At 63.9% G+C, this 16,180-nt stretch carries 17 protein-coding genes and 1 tRNA gene; 12 read left to right on the plus strand and 6 right to left on the minus strand.

Going from position 1 to position 16,180, the window contains the following annotated elements:
• Nucleotides 1-15: 15 nt before the first annotated feature.
• Complete coding sequence (locus ACSLE4_RS09260; protein WP_435904174.1) at nt 16-213, minus strand: DUF2735 domain-containing protein; 198 nt, start codon at nt 211-213, stop codon at nt 16-18.
• 429 nt (nt 214-642) lie between these two features.
• On the opposite strand from ACSLE4_RS09260, the gene ACSLE4_RS09265 reads away from it, so the two are divergent.
• The 3 genes from ACSLE4_RS09265 to ACSLE4_RS09275 all read left to right on the plus strand — a co-directional run bounded on the left by ACSLE4_RS09265 (nt 643) and on the right by ACSLE4_RS09275 (nt 2,704).
• Nucleotides 643-1,680 (plus strand): glutamine synthetase beta-grasp domain-containing protein, encoded by a 1,038-nt coding sequence (locus ACSLE4_RS09265; RefSeq protein WP_435904175.1) that lies wholly within the window; start codon nt 643-645, stop codon nt 1,678-1,680.
• Nucleotides 1,681-1,935: 255 nt separating this feature from the next.
• On the plus strand, nt 1,936-2,337 hold the full coding sequence (locus tag ACSLE4_RS09270; protein ID WP_435904176.1) for a DoxX family protein: 402 nt from the start codon (nt 1,936-1,938) through the stop codon (nt 2,335-2,337).
• Between the two features lie 166 nt (nt 2,338-2,503).
• The gene (locus ACSLE4_RS09275; protein WP_435904177.1) at nt 2,504-2,704 is read left to right on the plus strand and encodes a hypothetical protein; all 201 of its coding nucleotides are present in this window, start codon (nt 2,504-2,506) and stop codon (nt 2,702-2,704) included.
• 53 nt (nt 2,705-2,757) lie between these two features.
• On the opposite strand, the gene ACSLE4_RS09280 is transcribed toward ACSLE4_RS09275, so the two are convergent.
• The 3 genes from ACSLE4_RS09280 to ACSLE4_RS09290 all read right to left on the minus strand — a co-directional run bounded on the left by ACSLE4_RS09280 (nt 2,758) and on the right by ACSLE4_RS09290 (nt 4,079).
• A tRNA-Val gene (locus ACSLE4_RS09280) sits at nt 2,758-2,833 on the minus strand.
• A 135-nt stretch (nt 2,834-2,968) separates the two neighbouring features.
• Nucleotides 2,969-3,250: a hypothetical protein gene (locus ACSLE4_RS09285; RefSeq protein ID WP_435904178.1), complete on the minus strand. Its 282-nt coding sequence runs from the start codon at nt 3,248-3,250 to the stop codon at nt 2,969-2,971.
• 127 nt (nt 3,251-3,377) lie between these two features.
• Entirely contained in the window at nt 3,378-4,079 is a 702-nt protein-coding gene (locus ACSLE4_RS09290) for an HAD-IA family hydrolase (protein ID WP_435904179.1), read from the minus strand.
• Nucleotides 4,080-4,157: 78 nt separating this feature from the next.
• Here ACSLE4_RS09290 and ACSLE4_RS09295 point away from each other — a divergent pair, with 78 nt between their 5' ends.
• The 6 genes from ACSLE4_RS09295 to ACSLE4_RS09320 are packed head-to-tail and all read left to right on the plus strand — an operon-like array spanning nt 4,158 to nt 8,939.
• Nucleotides 4,158-5,606, plus strand: a complete 1,449-nt coding sequence (locus tag ACSLE4_RS09295) for an NAD-dependent succinate-semialdehyde dehydrogenase (protein WP_435904180.1) — start codon at nt 4,158-4,160, stop codon at nt 5,604-5,606.
• Nucleotides 5,606-6,325: a ribose-5-phosphate isomerase RpiA gene (rpiA, locus tag ACSLE4_RS09300; protein ID WP_435904181.1), complete on the plus strand. Its 720-nt coding sequence runs from the start codon at nt 5,606-5,608 to the stop codon at nt 6,323-6,325. The genes ACSLE4_RS09295 and rpiA overlap by 1 nt, the downstream gene beginning before the upstream one ends.
• 7 nt (nt 6,326-6,332) lie before the next feature.
• The gene (gene gor, locus ACSLE4_RS09305) at nt 6,333-7,727 is read left to right on the plus strand and encodes a glutathione-disulfide reductase (protein WP_435904182.1); all 1,395 of its coding nucleotides are present in this window, start codon (nt 6,333-6,335) and stop codon (nt 7,725-7,727) included.
• Nucleotides 7,714-8,469 carry an SDR family NAD(P)-dependent oxidoreductase gene (locus ACSLE4_RS09310; RefSeq protein ID WP_435904183.1) on the plus strand — a complete coding sequence of 252 codons (756 nt, stop codon included), beginning with the start codon at nt 7,714-7,716 and terminating at the stop codon, nt 8,467-8,469. The genes gor and ACSLE4_RS09310 overlap by 14 nt, the downstream gene beginning before the upstream one ends.
• 25 nt (nt 8,470-8,494) lie before the next feature.
• Nucleotides 8,495-8,752 carry a nuclear transport factor 2 family protein gene (locus ACSLE4_RS09315; protein WP_435904184.1) on the plus strand — a complete coding sequence of 86 codons (258 nt, stop codon included), beginning with the start codon at nt 8,495-8,497 and terminating at the stop codon, nt 8,750-8,752.
• Nucleotides 8,753-8,777: 25 nt separating this feature from the next.
• Nucleotides 8,778-8,939 carry a YybH family protein gene (locus tag ACSLE4_RS09320; protein WP_435904185.1) on the plus strand — a complete coding sequence of 54 codons (162 nt, stop codon included), beginning with the start codon at nt 8,778-8,780 and terminating at the stop codon, nt 8,937-8,939.
• Between the two features lie 8 nt (nt 8,940-8,947).
• On the opposite strand, the gene ACSLE4_RS09325 is transcribed toward ACSLE4_RS09320, so the two are convergent.
• Nucleotides 8,948-10,129, minus strand: coding sequence for a carboxylate-amine ligase (locus ACSLE4_RS09325; RefSeq protein WP_435904186.1), 1,182 nt, complete (start codon nt 10,127-10,129; stop codon nt 8,948-8,950).
• A 47-nt stretch (nt 10,130-10,176) separates the two neighbouring features.
• Nucleotides 10,177-10,857 (minus strand): VIT1/CCC1 transporter family protein, encoded by a 681-nt coding sequence (locus ACSLE4_RS09330; protein WP_435904187.1) that lies wholly within the window; start codon nt 10,855-10,857, stop codon nt 10,177-10,179.
• A gap of 175 nt (nt 10,858-11,032) precedes the next feature.
• Between ACSLE4_RS09330 and ACSLE4_RS09335 the strand changes: the two genes are divergently transcribed.
• The 3 genes from ACSLE4_RS09335 to gltX all read left to right on the plus strand — a co-directional run.
• Nucleotides 11,033-12,427, plus strand: coding sequence for a class II 3-deoxy-7-phosphoheptulonate synthase (locus ACSLE4_RS09335; RefSeq protein ID WP_435904188.1), 1,395 nt, complete (start codon nt 11,033-11,035; stop codon nt 12,425-12,427).
• Nucleotides 12,428-12,483: 56 nt separating this feature from the next.
• Nucleotides 12,484-14,157, plus strand: coding sequence for an NAD+ synthase (locus ACSLE4_RS09340; RefSeq protein WP_435904189.1), 1,674 nt, complete (start codon nt 12,484-12,486; stop codon nt 14,155-14,157).
• A gap of 694 nt (nt 14,158-14,851) precedes the next feature.
• Nucleotides 14,852-16,180, plus strand: a 1,329-nt coding sequence (gene gltX, locus ACSLE4_RS09345) for a glutamate--tRNA ligase (RefSeq protein ID WP_435904190.1), incomplete at its 3' end; no start/stop codon positions are given.

Raw genomic sequence — 16,180 nt, forward strand, 5'->3', positions numbered from 1 at the left:
GGACGACGTAAGCCGTCAGTTGTTCCGAGAGCGCTCCTCTTCGCGGATGGCCGCCTCGTGATAAGAGGCGCCGCCACAGGCGACCCTTGCGATGCGCGGCATCACAAAGCTCTCGGCGAGGTGCGTCTCGTTGCGACCGCTACTCAATCCGGCGCGGCCGCCCTTGGGGAACTGGTAGATCTTGGCAGTCCCCTCAATTGCGTTTGCCGTCATGGTTCTCTCCATTCAGTCATTGGGTGTGTCGAAGACTCAGCGCATCAACACAGCTTGAGTTCCCCTATACATGGGAGCTGCGGCGCCGTGCACAATAAATTTGCGAAATGACTATTATTTCAGCCGTTTGTCTGGCCGCTGCTTCGCTTTGCAGTCGAGCCCCAGAGCAAGTTGGGCGCCGCTTTTGACTTGGTACCGGGATCGGCAGGGATGCAGCGGCGCCCGCTAACCCCAGCTGTTTATTACCAAAAAATGAACGCCAGATTCTGAGGAGACCGCGCGGTCGGTGCGCGCGCTCGGGCGCGGGTGAGGGCATTCATCTCGTTGGCACAATTGCTGCTTCGCAAAAACGGTTTTGGCCGTCACGCACAGGCGGCCCGGATGGGTACCTCCGCACGTTTTGCCTCAACACCACATGAAGGATTCGCAATGACCAAGTACAAACTCGAGTACATTTGGCTCGACGGTTACACGCCGACGCCGAATCTGCGTGGAAAGACTCAGATCAAAGAATACGGCAGCTTTCCGACACTCGAGGATCTTCCCCTATGGGGCTTCGACGGCAGCTCGACCGAGCAGGCGGAAGGCAGCAGCTCAGATTGTGTTCTGAAGCCAGTTCGTGTTTTCCCCGACGCAGCACGCAAGGACGGCGTGCTAGTGCTTTGCGAGGTCATGATGCCGGACGGCGAGACCCCGCATCCGACCAACAAGCGCGCAACCATTCTGGACGACGACGGCGCCTGGTTCGGCTTCGAGCAGGAGTACTTCTTCTATAAAGACGGCCGCCCGCTCGGGTTCCCGGCGGATGGCTTCCCGGCGCCGCAGGGCAAGTACTACACGGGCGTTGGCTACTCGCAGGTCGGTTCGATTGCACGCGAGATCGTCGAGGAGCATCTCGACCTTTGTCTTGCGGCCGGCATCAACCACGAAGGCATCAACGCGGAAGTGGCGAAGGGACAGTGGGAATTCCAGATCTTCGGCAAGGGCTCCAAGAAGGCCGCCGACGAAATGTGGATGGCCCGCTACCTGCTGGAACGTCTCACCGAAAAGTACGGCGTCGATGTCGAGTATCACTGCAAGCCGCTCGGCGACACCGACTGGAACGGCTCCGGCATGCACGCCAACTTCTCCACGACGTATCTGCGTGAAGTCGGCGGCGAGCCGTATTTCCTGGCGCTGATGGACGCGTTCGAGGCGGCCTGTGCCGACCACATCGCGGTCTACGGCCCGGACAACCACATGCGGCTGACCGGCAAGCATGAGACCCAAGCGATCGACCAGTTCAGCTGGGGTATCGCCGACCGTGGCGCTTCGATCCGGGTGCCGCACTCGTTCCCCAGGAACGGCTACAAGGGCTATCTCGAGGATCGCCGGCCGAACTCGCAAGGCGACCCCTACCAAATCGCCTCGCAGATTCTGAAGACGGTCGCCTCCGTCGACACGGCGAAGGCCAGCGCCGCCGCATAGCACTGCGCTGGCACGAGCTGGAAGCAAATGGGGGGTCCGGGGGACCCCCCATTTTTTGGGTCGGCCGTTTCAAGGGCTTCGCTGCCTTCGTTCAGGCTGGTTCGGAAGGCGGGACCCGGACCCGGTGTCATGGCCAGTTCCGACTGGTGCCGGGGGAAACTTTCCTAACGAGAGCGTGTACTGACGGGCCGCGAGCGAGCAGCTACACTTGCCCCATAAAGCTCGTCAGAAGCCGTCACAGGGGGGAGTTGCCACATGACCATCGAGACACTTGAAACCGTTTGGGCGCCGCGCATCCTCAGCGTTTTGCGTATTGTCGCGGCGCTGCTCTTCTTCGAGCACGGCACGGCCAAACTCTTCGGCTTTCCAGCGTCGAGCCACTCGCCGGAGGTCATGTCACTGCCCTGGATCGCAGGTGTTCTCGAGGTGGTCGGCGGCGCGCTATTGGTGGTCGGCCTGTTCACGCGGCCCGTGGCCTTCATTCTCTCAGGCCAGATGGCCGTCGCCTATTGGATGTTCCATCACACGCCGGAGAAGATCTATCCGCTGTTGAATGGCGGCGATGGCGCCATTCTGTTCTGCTTCATCTTTCTGTATCTCGTTTTCGCGGGCGGAGGCCCTTGGAGCCTCGACGCGTTGCTGCGGCGGGAGGGCTAGAGGGCGCCGGGACTAGGAGAGCCTTCGTAGTCCCGGCCGGGAGTTTGGCGCGTGTGCTCGTCTCGACGGCAGCGCGCCAGACTCGATTTTGGTTAACGCCGTAAATACATTTTTAGCCAAAACTTTAAACGCAAACTTTATCGCCGCCGCCACAGATTCGGTGACGATGAGTATGCATCAGCAGTTCATGGCGGGTCTGCTCGCGGTCACGTTGATCGCGACGCTAGGCGCGAGCGCGGCCAAGGATGTCGCGCCGATCGCCGGGCGGTCCCACGCGAGCATTTGGCTGGACCCTTCAGCCTCCGACCAATTGCTCGCCAGCCGGCTCAACATCACCAACATGGCGAAGACGCAGCCGGCACGCTAAGTGCCGCGCTTCTCGGCCCGGATCTCCAGCCGAGAACCTTCAGGATGGCCGGATGGTGGGCGGTACTGGACTCGAACCAGTGACCCCTGCGATGTGAACACAGTGCTCTACCAGCTGAGCTAACCGCCCGTTTTCGCTTGGAGCTTGGCGCATCGCCGTCTCAGGGTTGCTGAGGGGATGCGGCTGGAAGGGGGATTTAGCGAGTGGCTCCGGGGTAAGTCAAGGAAGGCGCGCCCAAAGGGAAGCGCCCTCCCGGACGCCGCCCTATTGGGCCGGTGCCGCCGGCGCGACCATCTTGCTGACAGTGGCCAAGGTCTCGCTGGCCTTCTTGTACTTGCCCTCGGTGCAAAGCGCGTCGGCCTCGTCGAGCAGCAGGTTCACCTCCTCGACCTCGCCTTCGCTGAGCGCCTTGGCCTCGACCCTCTGATCGACCAGTGTCTCGGTTCTGGCGAGTTCGTCCACGCAGGCCTGCTCTTCGTCTGCGGCGTAGGCCGTGCCGCCCAACAGCAGCACGATGCAAGCGCTGATCATTATGCGTTCGCGCATTCCCGTCTCTCCTTGGCGCAGGACTCGATCTCAAAGGCGTGGCGAAGATATATAACCGCGACTGTGGCCGTTGATTGCGGCAGCACCGGGAAGGGGTCCCCCGAGTCAACGCCCCGTCGGGTGCGTATTAGGACGGCGCGGCGGCCTTCGCTGTCAAGCCTTTCAGGAGGGGCAGGGCGCATGTCTCCAGCATGTCGAAATGGTCGATGACCGCGTCCGCGCGAGGCCCCTCCGGCGGTGGCGGGCAATAGCCGAAGGACACGAGGATCGAGGGAATGCCGGCGCCCAGCGCGGCCCGAATGTCCACGGCGCTGTCGCCCACCATGAGCGCGCGGTCGGGGGCGCCGCCCGCGGCGGCGATGACGCCCAGCAGGTGGCCCGGGTCTGGCTTCGACATCTGAAATGTGTCGCGCCCGGCGATAGCGACAAAGTGGTGATCAAGCTTGAGGGCTCGCAGCAGTAGGCGTGTTGGGCGTTCGCGCTTATTGGTGCAGACCGCAAGCCGGGCGCCGGCGGCCCTTAGCCGCTCGAGTGCGGCTACGGCGCCTGGGAAGGGGCGGCTTTCCACCGCGATATTCGCTTCATAGTGCAGAAGGAAGTCGGCCAGCATGCCGTCAACGTCGACATCAGCGTCGTCGGCGCCGGCCATGCTAAGGGCCTCTTCGATCATGGCCCGGGCGCCGCGGCCCACGGCCTCACGCACGCGATCGGCTGCAACCGGCTCGTAGCCGCGGGCTGTAAGCACGTGGTTCAGCGTGATGGTGAGATCCGGTGCGGTATCGACCAGCGTGCCGTCAAGGTCGAAGACGATGGTGGCGTCTTTCAACATGGTACCTCTGTCACATGCGCTTTTCTGCCTGGCAAGCGGCCCTTGCAGCCCGGCAAGCGGCGGCGTAGAGAGCGGGCCATGCAGTTGAAAACCTCCGGCATCGTCAAGGACCAGTGCCTGATCGGCGGCGCGTGGATCGGCCAGCCGGCGCTTGATGTGACCAATCCAGCGACGGGTGAGGTGATCGGCCGTGTGCCCGACCTCGGCGCCAAAGAGACGCGCACGGCAATCGAAGCCGCGAGCGCGGCCTTTCCCACCTGGAGCGGATTGCTGGCCAAGGAACGCGGGGCGATCTTGCGCCGCTGGTACGAGCTTCAGCGCGAGCACAAGGAAGACCTTGCACGGCTCATGACCGCCGAGCAGGGCAAGCCGCTCACGGAATCACGCGCGGAGGTGGACTACGGCGCGTCCTTCACCGAGTTCTACGCCGAGGAAGCGAAGCGCGTTCTCGGCGAGATCATCCCGACCCCGAAGCGAAGCGGCCGCATGCTGGTGTTGAAGCAGCCGGTCGGCGTGGTCGGCGCCATCACTCCGTGGAACTTCCCGCTCGCCATGATCACCCGCAAGATCTCGCCGGCGCTCGCCGCCGGCTGCACCGTCGTGGTGAAGCCCGCGCCGGAGACGCCGCTCTGCGCGCTGGCCCTGGCCGAGCTTGCGGTGCAAGCCGGTGTGCCGGCCGGCGTACTCAACGTGGTGACCGGCGATGCGGAGAAGATCGGGGGCGAACTGACCGCCAACCCGCTCGTGCGCATGATCACCTTCACGGGCTCGACCGAGGTCGGCAAGCTCCTGATGCGTCAGTCAGCCGACACCGTGAAGAAGCTGTCGCTCGAGCTCGGCGGCAATGCGCCGTTCATCGTGTTCGACGACGCGGATGTCGACGCCGCGGTCGAAGGTGCGCTCGCTTCGAAGTACCGCAACTCCGGCCAGACCTGCGTCAGTGCCAACCGGATCTTGGTGCAAGACGGCATCTACGCGCGCTTTGCCGAGAAGCTGACGGCGGCGGCTGCCGAACTCAAGGTGGGCGAGGGGACGCAAGAGGGTGTCGAGCAAGGACCGCTCATCAACGAGGCGGCGCTCGTTAAGGTGGAAGCGCATGTGAAGGACGCCGTGGCCAAAGGGGCGAAAGTTCTGACCGGCGGCGCGCCGCACGCGCTTGGGCGGACGTTCTACAAGCCGACCGTGCTTGCCGAGGTCACGCCCGACATGCAGCTCGCGCAAGAGGAGACGTTCGGGCCTATTGCCCCGCTGTTCCGCTTCCACGACGAGGCGCAGGCGATTGCTTTGGCAAACGGCACACCCTCCGGGCTTGCTGCCTATTTCTATACGCGCGATCTAGCGCGCGCTTGGCGGGTGGCCGAGGCGCTCGAATATGGCATGATCGGCGTCAACGAGGGGATCATCTCTTCGGAGCTGGCGCCGTTCGGCGGCGTGAAGGAATCCGGCCAGGGCCGCGAAGGCTCCCATCATGGAATCGATGAGTTCGTGGAGCTGAAATACGTCATGATGGGGGGGCTGGACGGCTGATGGCAGACAGCGACGCGAAGGTCGACGGCTTCAAGGCGGCGGCCGCGCAAGCCGCGGTCGAGCTTGTGAAGCCGGGCATGCGGCTTGGGCTCGGCACGGGCTCCACGGCCTATCACTTCGTGGAAGCAGTCGGCGTACTCGTGCGCAACGGTCTCGATGTAACCTGCGTGCCGACATCGGAAGCCACGAGGTCGCATGCCGAGAAGCTGCGTATTCCGCTGTCGTCGCTGGACGAGACGCCGCAACTCGACCTTACGGTCGACGGCGCCGACGAGCTCGACGATCAGCTTCGCCTGATCAAAGGCGGTGGCGGCGCGCTCCTGCGCGAGAAGATCGTGGCCACGGCATCGGACCGTATGGTGGTGATAGCCGACGCTAGCAAGGTATCGGAGACGCTGGGCTCACACCCATTGCCTGTGGAGGTGGTGCGCTTCGGTCTGCGGGCGACCATGCGATTGGTCGAGGCGCTGGCCGCGGAGGCGGGTTGCGAGGGAGACATCAGGCTTCGCTCCGGGCAGGGGGACCTTCCCTTCGTCACCGACCAAGGCAATCTCATCGTGGACTGCGCCTTCCACAAGATCTCCGAACCCGAAGTGCTGGCCTTTGCGCTGAAGCGCGTGCCGGGGGTGGTCGAGCACGGACTGTTCCTCGGCCTTGCCGATCTGGCCATTGTCGCCGGCCCCAACGGCGTGCAGGCGATCCGCCGTCCTGGAGCTTGAGAGTCGCGTGTCCGAATACGATTACGATCTTTTTGTCATTGGCGCGGGCTCGGGCGGAGTGCGGGCCGCACGGCTCGCCGCCGAGCTCGGCAAGCGCGTGGGGATCGCCGAGGAGTACCGGATCGGCGGCACCTGCGTGATCCGCGGCTGCGTGCCCAAGAAGCTCCTCGTCTATGGCAGCCGCTATGGCGGCGAGATCGAGGACGCGCGCAGCTTCGGCTGGGATTACGAGGATTTGCGCTTCGATTGGCCGACGCTGATCCACAACGTGCGCCGGGAAGTCGACCGGCTGAACGCGCTGTACACACGCACGCTTGAGAAGGCCGGCGTCGACCGGTTTCTGACACGGGCGACTGTCGAGGGGCCGCACACGGTGCACCTGCCGGATCGCGACGGGCCCATTTCGGCGGAATATATTCTGATTGCCACCGGCTCGCATCCGGCCATGCCCGACGTGCCGGGCAAGGAGCATCTCATCAGTTCGAATGAGTGCTTCCAGCTCGAGGCATTGCCGGACAGCATCGTGATTGTCGGCGCAGGCTATATCGGTATGGAGTTCGCCTCGATCTTCGCCGGGCTCGGCGTCGCCGTTACCGTGCTCCATCGCGGCGAGCAGATCCTGCGCGATTTCGACAACGATCTGCGCGACGGGCTGGCGGAGGCCATGCGCGACCGCGGGGTCGACCTGCGCATGAACGCCAATATCGAGTCGGTCGAGCAGGCGGGAGACTGCTACCGTGTCGCGTTGAAGGAAGGGGGTTCGGTTTCGGCCTCCCTGGTCATGGCGGCCACGGGACGGATTCCGAACACCAAGGACCTCGGGCTCCAGCGAGCGGGCGTCGAGCTCGGCTGGAACGGGCATGTGGTCGTGGACGACTATTCCAAGTCGTCGGTCGACAGCATCTACGCGGTCGGCGATGTGACCGACCGGGTGCAACTCACGCCCGTGGCGATCCGCGAGGGAACCGCCTTCGTCGAGACCATCTTCGAGGACAGTCCCAAGATCATGGATTATGCGTTTATCCCAACGGCGGTGTTTACCGAGCCGGAGATCGGCACGGTTGGGCTAACCGAGGAGCAGGCGCGGGATCGCTGTCGCGTCATCGACATCTATAAGGCAAGTTTCCGGCCCATGCGCGCGACGATCAGCGGGCGGGACGAGAAGGTGATGATGAAGCTCGTCATCGACGCGGAGACCGACAAGGTGCTCGGCGTGCATATGCTGGGCCCGGACGCGGCGGAGATCGTGCAGATGGCGGCGATCGCGCTCAGGCTCGGCGTTACCAAGGCGCAGCTCGATGCCACCATGGCGCTTCACCCGAGCATCGCGGAAGAGCTCGTGACGATGCGGCACAGATGGGAAGCGCCATCACCAATCAAGGGGTCAGATGCGGCGGCTTGAAGACAAGATTGCGCTGGTGACGGGAGGCGGCGCCGGCATCGGCCAGGCCATCTGCGAGACTTTCGCGCGCGAGGGGGCCCATGTCGTCGTCGCCGATATCGATGGCGACGCGGCGAAGGTCACCGCCGACGCCATCGTCAAGGCGAACGGGGCGGCAGCGGCGCACACGGTCGACATCACCGACACGACGCAGGTCAAGGCGCTGATGGAGACCATCAAGGAAGCGCATGGCCGGCTCGACATACTGGTGAACAATGCGGGCGTCGGCGCGCGAGCCGACTTCCGGCATCTGTCCGACGAGGAGTGGGACAAGGTGTGGGCAGTCAATCTCGACGGCACGGTGCGTTGCGCACGCGAGGCCTTCGACCTGATGCGCGCTTCGGGCAAAGCCTCGGTCATCAATCTGTCTTCGGTGATGTCGGCGAAGCACACGCGGCAAATGGCGGTCTACTCGGCGACCAAGGGGGCCGTGTCGGCTTTGTCGCGGAGCTTGGCCGTTGAGTACGCGCCGTATGGCATCCGCGTGAACACGTTGCTGCCGGGCTATGTGGAGACAGCGCTGATCGGCCGGTATCTCTCCAACCCGATGATCGCCAAGGCGCTGCTCACCCAGACACCGCTACGGCGCTTCGGTCAGCCCGAGGATATCGCCAACGCCGCCCTGTTCCTCGCCTCAGACGAGGCGTCCTACGTCACCGGCGCCGCGCTGAATGTCGATGGCGGCATGGGCACGACGCTTTAGACTGGCCTATACGATGCGCAAGACGATGACAGCCGTCCCGGTGCTCGCGGCCTTCGCGCTGTGCTTGCTGAGCAGTGGGCCGTCGCTCGGCGAAGACACGCCGGTCGAGATCGAGAATACACTGACCCGCTGGATGGCCGACTTCAACGCCGGCAAGACGGAGCGGGTCTGCGACCTTTTCGCGGCCGATGTCCGAGCCGACTTTCGGGGACATCCCACGCGCGATCACAAAGCGGTTTGCGGCCTGCTGACCAAGTCTGACCGACCCTTCGCGTGTCTATAGCTACGCCTTGGACATCAGGGAGATCTTGGCGTTCGGCGATGTGGCGGTCGTGCGTCTCGTCTGGACGCTGACCATCAAGGAGAAGGATGGCGGCGAAATCAAATCCGTCGAGCCGGGCATGGATGTCTTCCAACGGCAGGCGGATGGGAGCTGGAAGATCGTTCGCTACATGGCTTACGAGGAGTAGCGGCCGCGTCAGGACCCGGTGCCAATTTTCGGCTTAAGCTGCGGCTTCGTCGTTCCCGGCAGCGTCATCGTCTCTTCGACAATCTCATCGACCACGGCGACGAGCGCCGCGTGCTCGGAGCCGCCTAGCGCCTTCACCGCTTCGTAGCGCGCCAATTGGCGGTCGGCGCTCGTGCCGCGTTGCAGGATCGTACGGGCATGCGCCATCTCGGCCGCGCAGCCGAAATAGGCGGCATCCTCGGCCAGGAGCTCGAACAGCTCTTCGAGTAGATGCGAGAACGGCACCATGGCGCCCTTGCCGAAATCGACCATGCCCTGCTCGATGCCGTAGCGCTGCGCCCGCCAGCGGTTCTCGCGGATGAGGAAGGGCGGGTAGTGCCGCCACCGCTGGTTCTGCCGCCGCAGGCGGTAGAGCAGGCGCAGGATGCATTGGTAGAGCGCGGCGATGGCGATCGCGTCGTCGATCAAGGGGCAAACGTCGGTGACGCGCATCTCGAGCGTCGGGAAGCGCGCCGACGGGCGCATGTCCCACCAGATCTTGGTCGCGTCCTCGATAAGTCCTGCGCTCACCATGAGCTCGATGGTGCGCTCGTACTCGCTGTAGCTGGAAAAGTTGTGCGGAATGCCCGTGCGCGGCAGTTCGTCGAACACGGACAGCCGGTACGACTTCAGTCCCGTCTGCGTGCCTTGCCAAAACGGTGAAGAGGTCGACAGCGCCAGCAGGTGCGGCAGGAAGTAGGGCGCCTGGCCGAGGAGGTCGATGCGGAGATCGTCGTCCTCGATGCCCACATGCACATGCATGCCGCAGATGACGAGACGCCGGACCACGTGCTGGAGATCCTGGGCCAGCAGGTTGTAGCGCTCCTTGTTTGTATGGTGCTGGCTTTCCCAGTGGGCGAAAGGATGGGTTGAGGCGGCGATGGGCGCGAGCCCGAACTCGTCGGCAATGGAGCCGACGGTCGAGCGAAGCTCGACGAGCTGATCGCGCGCCTCTTGCACCGAGCGGCAGACGCGCGTGCCGACCTCGATCTGCGAGCGCAGGAACTCCGGGCTCACCTGACCGCGCAGCGCCTGCTCGGCTTTGGCGAGCAGCGCCTCTGGCGGCTCCGGCGCCAGATCGCGCGTCTCCTTGTCGACAAGGAGATATTCCTCTTCGATGCCGACGCTGAATGAAGGTTCTGGAATCGCCATGGCGGGCACTTTTGCACAATCGCCGCGGCTCCGGGAGAGCCTAAGCGTCAGACAAGCCCTTTGAGCAGGTAGCCGATGAAATAGGCGACGCTCGCCGCAAGCATGCCGATGAGGAACGTTTCAAAGCCCGCCTGCCACCACGCCTTGGGCGACCAGCGGCTGCGAAAAGACCCAATGGCGAAGAAGGTCGCGCCCGTCACAATCGCCGAGGGCCATTCGGGAGCGGCGAGGCCGAGAAGATAGGGGAGGAGCGGGACGCTGCCGCACGCCACGAAGGCGACGAACGTGTAGAGGGCGGCATGGATGGGTGAGCGGCTCACCGCGGGCATGCCGTGCTCTTCGGTCATCATGGTATCGATCCAGCTCTCGCGGTGCTTGGTGATGACGTCGACGGCGGATTCGAGCGCATCACCCTCGAACCCCTTGGCCCGGAAGATCTGCCTAACCTCCTCACGCTCGCCTTCCGGGGCAAGGGCGATATGGCGCTCTTCCATGCGGCGCAACTGGTCGTACTCATCGCGTTCGGCGCGGGTGCCGGTATAGTTGCCCGCCGCCATGGAGAAACCGTCGGCCAGAAGGTTGGCGATGCCCAGAACGACCACCACCGTGGGGGACAGATTGGCGCCGACGACGCCCGCCATAATGGCAAAAGTCGTGACCGTCCCGTCGATGCCGCCATAGACCCAATCGCGCAGATAGCTGACGCGCGGACCGTGGCCGAGGCGCATTGCTATGGCTCCGGGTGTGTGACTGTGCTCAAGCGGGGGCAAAAGTTTCGTTCCCTTCCATGGCCTTAAGGATTATGTGGCATGCCAGGTGAGCGCGGGCAATCGCGGCAACGCTTGCCTAGCCACAGTCATTTCAATCGCTTATATAGCGGGGACTTAAGTGGAGAGTAGACGAATGGCACCGCGTTGGAGCCCCGAACACTGGCGTACGAAGCCGATCGAGCAGGTCCCGGTCTATCCGGATCCGGCCCAGCTTGCCGAGGTCGAGCAGCAGCTTGGCACGTTCCCGCCGCTCGTTTTTGCAGGCGAGGCGCGGGAGCTCAAGGCCAAGCTCGCCCGCGTCGCGCAAGGGGAGGCCTTCCTGCTCCAGGGCGGAGACTGCGCGGAAAGCTTCGCGGAGCATGGCGCGGACACGATCCGCGACTTTTTCCGCGTGTTCCTGCAAATGGCCGTGGTGCTGACCTATGCCGGCGGGTCGCCGGTGGTGAAGGTCGGCCGCATCGCCGGTCAGTTCGCCAAGCCGCGTTCCGCGCCTACCGAGACGCAAGACGGCACGGAGCTGCCGAGCTATCGCGGCGACATCATCAACGGCATCGATTTCTCGGAAGCCTCCCGCACGCCGGATCCGCAGCGCATGCATATGGCCTATCGCCAGGCGGCGGCGACGCTCAACTTGCTGCGCGCCTTTGCCCAGGGCGGCTACGCCAATCTGGAGCATGTGCATCAGTGGAATCTCGGATTCGTCAAGGATAGTCCCGCAGGCCACCGCTACCAGGAACTTTCGGATCATATCGCCGAGACGCTGCGCTTCATGCGCGCCATTGGGCTCACCGCTGAAAACACGCCGCAGCTTCGCTCGACCAGCCTCTATACGAGCCATGAGGCGTTGCTGCTCGGCTATGAGCAGGCGTTGACGCGCATCGATTCCACGTCCGGCGATTGGTACGCCACCTCAGGCCATTTCCTGTGGGCGGGCGACCGTACGCGTCAGCTCGACCATGCGCATCTCGACTATCTACGCGGTATCAAGAACCCGATCGGCGTGAAGTGCGGTCCGAGCATCACCCCCGACGGGCTGCTCGAGCTGATCGACATGTTGAGCCCGCAGAATGAGCCGGGCCGCATGACGCTGATCTGCCGCTTCGGCGCCGATAAGGTCGGCAAGCATCTGCCGGCGCTCATCCGCGCGGTGAAGCGTGAAGGCAAGTCGGTGGTGTGGGCCTGCGATCCGATGCACGGCAACACCATCAAGGCGGGCAATAGCGGCTACAAGACACGTCCGTTCGACTTGATCCTGAAGGAGGTCGAGGCGTTCTTCGATATCCATCGCAGCGAAGGCACCCATGCGGGCGGCATCCATGTGGAGATGACCGGACGCAACGTGACAGAGTGCGTGGGCGGCGCCAAGGCTGTGACCGAGACCGACCTTTCGGACCGCTATCACACCCATTGCGACCCAAGGCTCAACGCCGACCAGTCGATCGAGCTGGCCTTCATCGTGGCCGAACGGCTGCGGCGCGATCGGGAAGGGCGGCCCCAGCCGGAAGTCTCCGTCGTCGCCGGCGAGTAGGCGGGGATATTCTTTTGCGCGCTTGTTTGTCGTGCGCCCACCGCTAAGTTCGATCCATGACCGGTAGAATCAAGGACTCATTCAAGCTTGCGCTTGCGCAGCTCAATCCGGTCGTGGGCGATATCGAAGGCAATCTTGAGAGGGCCCGAGCCGCGCGCGCGGCCATGGGCGAGGCTGGCGTCGAGCTGATCGTTTTCACCGAGCTCTATCTCACCGGCTATCCGCTGGAAGATTTGGTGCTGAAGCCGGCCTTGCTGCGCGCCGCGCGCGAGGCCTGCGAAGCCTTGGCGCGGGATACGGCCGATGGCGGGCCGGCCATCCTCATGGGGCTTCCCTGGGGGGAGCCGCCTTTCGTCTACAACGCGGTGGCGCTCTTGGAAGGGGGCCGGATCGAGGCGGTGCGCTACAAGAACAACCTGCCGAATTATGGCGTGTTCGACGAGAAGCGCGTCTTCGCGCCGGGGCCTTTGCCTGAGCCGATCCAATTCCGGGGCGTGTGCTTGGGCGTAGCGATCTGCGAGGACATCTGGGCCGAGGAAGTCTGCCAGTCCCTGGTCCAGGCGGGTGCGGAGATCCTGATCGTGCCGAACGGTTCGCCTTATTGGATGGACAAGCAGGAGACCCGTTACGGCGTGGCGGAGACGCGGGTGGCGGAGACGCGCCGGCCGCTCGCCTATCTCAACCAGGTTGGCGGTCAGGACGAGCTTGCCTTCGACGGCGCCTCCTTCGTGCTCAATGCAGATGGGGAGCTTGCGGTGCAACTCCCTGCTTGGGAGGTGGCACTCGCGGTCACCGAATGGCGCCGCGAGGACGGGCGCTGGCACTGCCTGCCGCAGCCTATCGCAGAAGTGGAGGAGGGCGATGCCGCCAACTATCTCGCCTGCGTGACGGGGTTGCGCGACTATATCGACAAGAACGGCTTTCCCGGCGTGGTGCTCGGACTCTCCGGCGGCATCGATTCGGCGCTCTGCGCCGTGATGGCGGTGGACGCGCTCGGCGCGGACCGCGTGCATTGCGTGATGCTGCCTTACGAATACACCAGCAAGGAAAGCCTGAGCGACGCCGAGGCGGTCGCCAAGGCGTTGGGCGTGCGCTACGACATCGTGCCGATCCACGCTGGCGTCGAAGGCTTGAGCTCATGCTTGGAGGATGTGCTGAAAGGCCCGCCGAAGGACTTCACGGCGGAGAACCTCCAGTCTCGCACGCGCGGCACGCTACTCATGGCGGTCTCCAACCAGCTCGGGCCTCTCGTGCTGACCACCGGCAACAAGTCGGAGGTTTCGGTGGGCTACGCGACGCTTTATGGCGACATGAACGGCGGCTTCAATCCGCTCAAGGACCTCTACAAAGGCCAGGTTTATGCGCTGTCGCGCTACCGCAACGCGCATCGGCCCAAAGGCTGTCTCGGGCCGGAAGGCGTCATCATTCCGGAGAGCGTGCTCACCAAAGATCCGTCGGCCGAGCTGAAGCCCGGACAGCGCGACGTGGATTCGCTGCCGCCATACTCTGTGCTGGACGATATTCTCAATTGCCTGGTGGAGCTTGAGATGCCGGTACCGGAGATCGTCGCGCGGGGGCACGCCCCGGGGCTGGTGCAGAAGGTGGAGCGCATGCTCTATCTCGCCGAGTATAAGCGGCGGCAGGCGGCGCCGGGGACGAAGATCACCGCTAAGAATTTCGGCCGTGATCGCCGCTATCCCATCACCAACAAATTTCGCGAGCGACTGTAATGGCAGACCTCTTAGGGCGAGACGATTCGAGGGTTGCTCGATCTTTGGTGCGGCGTCTAGTTGCTGCGAGGGAAAGCGCTAGTAAGGGTACCTACCATGATGCGGACCTGGCGAGCCTGTCGGATTGCTTGAAAAGGCTAACCAGTCTGGAGAAGGCAACGCGTAGGTCCGTTGCGGATATCGCCGCCGTCTCTATTCAGACCGTTCGGGCGATCGAAAATCTTGAGACCCAGCCTCGCTATTATACTTTCATGAGAGTCCTCGACGCTTCTATTCAAGTGGCACGCGAACTAGGTCAGGCTGCCTCGACCAAGGATACACATCCTAGCGCAGTCCTAAGACAAGCGGCGTCCGGTGGATGGCCGGCAGACTGGGTCATCAAGGTTGAGACAGACGACGTCGCTCACTTAAGAAAGATTCTGGCTGGCCTGATCGAATCGCTTCGCACTAGCAATTCCGCAGGGGGAGAGGATTCCACCCTTAACCAGCTTACGCGGGAAGAGCTGATCACGGTTCTTGAGACCGCTCTCAACATGCTCAAGGGTCCCATGGTGGAGCGCGGCTTCCTAAGTCGTACGGGACAATGGGCCAAGGGACTAGGGAGAAAGGTGCTTGAGCGAGAAGCCATGAGCCAGATTGGTAGCAAGTTGGATGATTTAGCGAGCGCAATCAGGACTTTCCTGGACGGTCTAGTTTGACCATCACCGTACGCTTCGCGCCGAGCCCCACGGGGCGGCTCCACGCCGGCAATATCCGCACGGCGCTGCTCAACTTTCTGTTCGCGAAGAAGCAGGGTGGTGACTTCATTCTGCGCCTCGACGACACCGACCAGGAACGGTCTACGGAAGAGTTCGCACGTGGCATCGAGGAAGATGTGGCATGGCTCGGCATTGAATGGGCCAAGCTCGTGCATCAGTCCGGCCGCTTCGCGCTCTACGCGGCGGCGGTCGAAAAGCTGAAAGACATGGGCCGGCTCTACCCGGCCTACGAGACGCCGGAAGAGCTGGAGCTGAAACGCAAGCGTCAGCTCGCGCGCGGTAAACCGCCGGTCTATGACCGTGCGGCCGTCAGTCTCACGGACGAGGACAAAGCCGAGCTCGAAGCGGAAGGCCGCAAGCCCCACTGGCGTTTCTTGCTGGAGCCGCGCGATGTGGTCTGGGACGATCTGGTGCGCGGCTCACAGCATGTGGATGCGGCCTCGCTTTCCGATCCGGTTCTTATCCGCGGCAACGGCAGCTATCTCTATACGCTGCCGAGCGTGGTGGACGATATCGACCTCGGCGTGACCCATGTGATCCGCGGCGAGGATCATGTGGCCAACACGGCGCCCCAGCTTCAGCTCTTCGCAGCGCTTGGCGCGACCCCGCCCGCCTTCGGTCATCACAATCTTCTCGTCGGCGCGGACGGGCAGGCGCTGTCCAAGCGCGACCGGTCGCTCGCCATCGAGGGCATGCGGGCGGAGGGGCTTGAGCCTCTTGCGGTCGTCAGCTACGCGGCGACGATAGGCACCTCCGATCCTGTGGCGCCACATACGAGCCTGAATGAGCTTATTGAGGCCTTCGACTTCGCCAAGCTGTCGCGGGCCCCGGCGCGGTTCGATGCGCAAGACTTGCGTCTTCTGAACGCGAAGCTCCTGCACATGCTGCCGTTCGCGGCAGTGTCGGAACGCCTGGAGGCCATGGGCATCCCAAGTGGCGAGGTGTTCTGGGAAGCGGTGCAGGGCAATCTCGCCGTGTTGGCGGATGCGAAGGAGTGGTGGGGTGTCGTGACGGGACCGGTCGCGCCCGTGATCGAGGATCCCGATTTCTGCGCGGCGGCCGCCAGGCTGCTGCCGCCGGCGCCGTGGGATGCGGAGACTTGGGGCGCCTGGACCTCGGCCGTGAAGGCCGAGACCGGCGCCAAGGGGAAGGCGCTGTTCCAGCCCCTGCGCCTGGCGCTCACGGGTGAAAGCCATGGCCCTGAGCTGAAACAGCTCCTGCCGCTGATCGGGCACGATCGCGCGCATGCCCGGCTCCAGGGGCGG

It is taken from the genome of Methyloceanibacter sp. (assembly GCF_051306395.1).
GTDB lineage: Bacteria > Pseudomonadota > Alphaproteobacteria > Rhizobiales > Methyloligellaceae > Methyloceanibacter.

What these genes read in the sequence shown, in the direction of transcription:
- ACSLE4_RS09285 (WP_435904178.1), bottom strand. Translation starts at nt 3,250, where the DNA reads ATGCGCGAACGCATAATGATCAGCGCTTGCATCGTGCTGCTGTTGGGC.
- ACSLE4_RS09295 (WP_435904180.1), top strand. Translation starts at nt 4,158, where the DNA reads ATGCAGTTGAAAACCTCCGGCATCGTCAAGGACCAGTGCCTGATCGGC.
- ACSLE4_RS09315 (WP_435904184.1), top strand. Translation starts at nt 8,495, where the DNA reads ATGACAGCCGTCCCGGTGCTCGCGGCCTTCGCGCTGTGCTTGCTGAGC.
- ACSLE4_RS09270 (WP_435904176.1), top strand. Translation starts at nt 1,936, where the DNA reads ATGACCATCGAGACACTTGAAACCGTTTGGGCGCCGCGCATCCTCAGC.
- ACSLE4_RS09275 (WP_435904177.1), top strand. Translation starts at nt 2,504, where the DNA reads ATGAGTATGCATCAGCAGTTCATGGCGGGTCTGCTCGCGGTCACGTTG.
- ACSLE4_RS09260 (WP_435904174.1), bottom strand. Translation starts at nt 213, where the DNA reads ATGACGGCAAACGCAATTGAGGGGACTGCCAAGATCTACCAGTTCCCC.
- ACSLE4_RS09335 (WP_435904188.1), top strand. Translation starts at nt 11,033, where the DNA reads ATGGCACCGCGTTGGAGCCCCGAACACTGGCGTACGAAGCCGATCGAG.
- ACSLE4_RS09290 (WP_435904179.1), bottom strand. Translation starts at nt 4,079, where the DNA reads ATGTTGAAAGACGCCACCATCGTCTTCGACCTTGACGGCACGCTGGTC.
- ACSLE4_RS09310 (WP_435904183.1), top strand. Translation starts at nt 7,714, where the DNA reads ATGCGGCGGCTTGAAGACAAGATTGCGCTGGTGACGGGAGGCGGCGCC.
- ACSLE4_RS09330 (WP_435904187.1), bottom strand. Translation starts at nt 10,857, where the DNA reads ATGCGCCTCGGCCACGGTCCGCGCGTCAGCTATCTGCGCGATTGGGTC.
- ACSLE4_RS09325 (WP_435904186.1), bottom strand. Translation starts at nt 10,129, where the DNA reads ATGGCGATTCCAGAACCTTCATTCAGCGTCGGCATCGAAGAGGAATAT.
- ACSLE4_RS09340 (WP_435904189.1), top strand. Translation starts at nt 12,484, where the DNA reads ATGACCGGTAGAATCAAGGACTCATTCAAGCTTGCGCTTGCGCAGCTC.
- rpiA (WP_435904181.1), top strand. Translation starts at nt 5,606, where the DNA reads ATGGCAGACAGCGACGCGAAGGTCGACGGCTTCAAGGCGGCGGCCGCG.
- ACSLE4_RS09265 (WP_435904175.1), top strand. Translation starts at nt 643, where the DNA reads ATGACCAAGTACAAACTCGAGTACATTTGGCTCGACGGTTACACGCCG.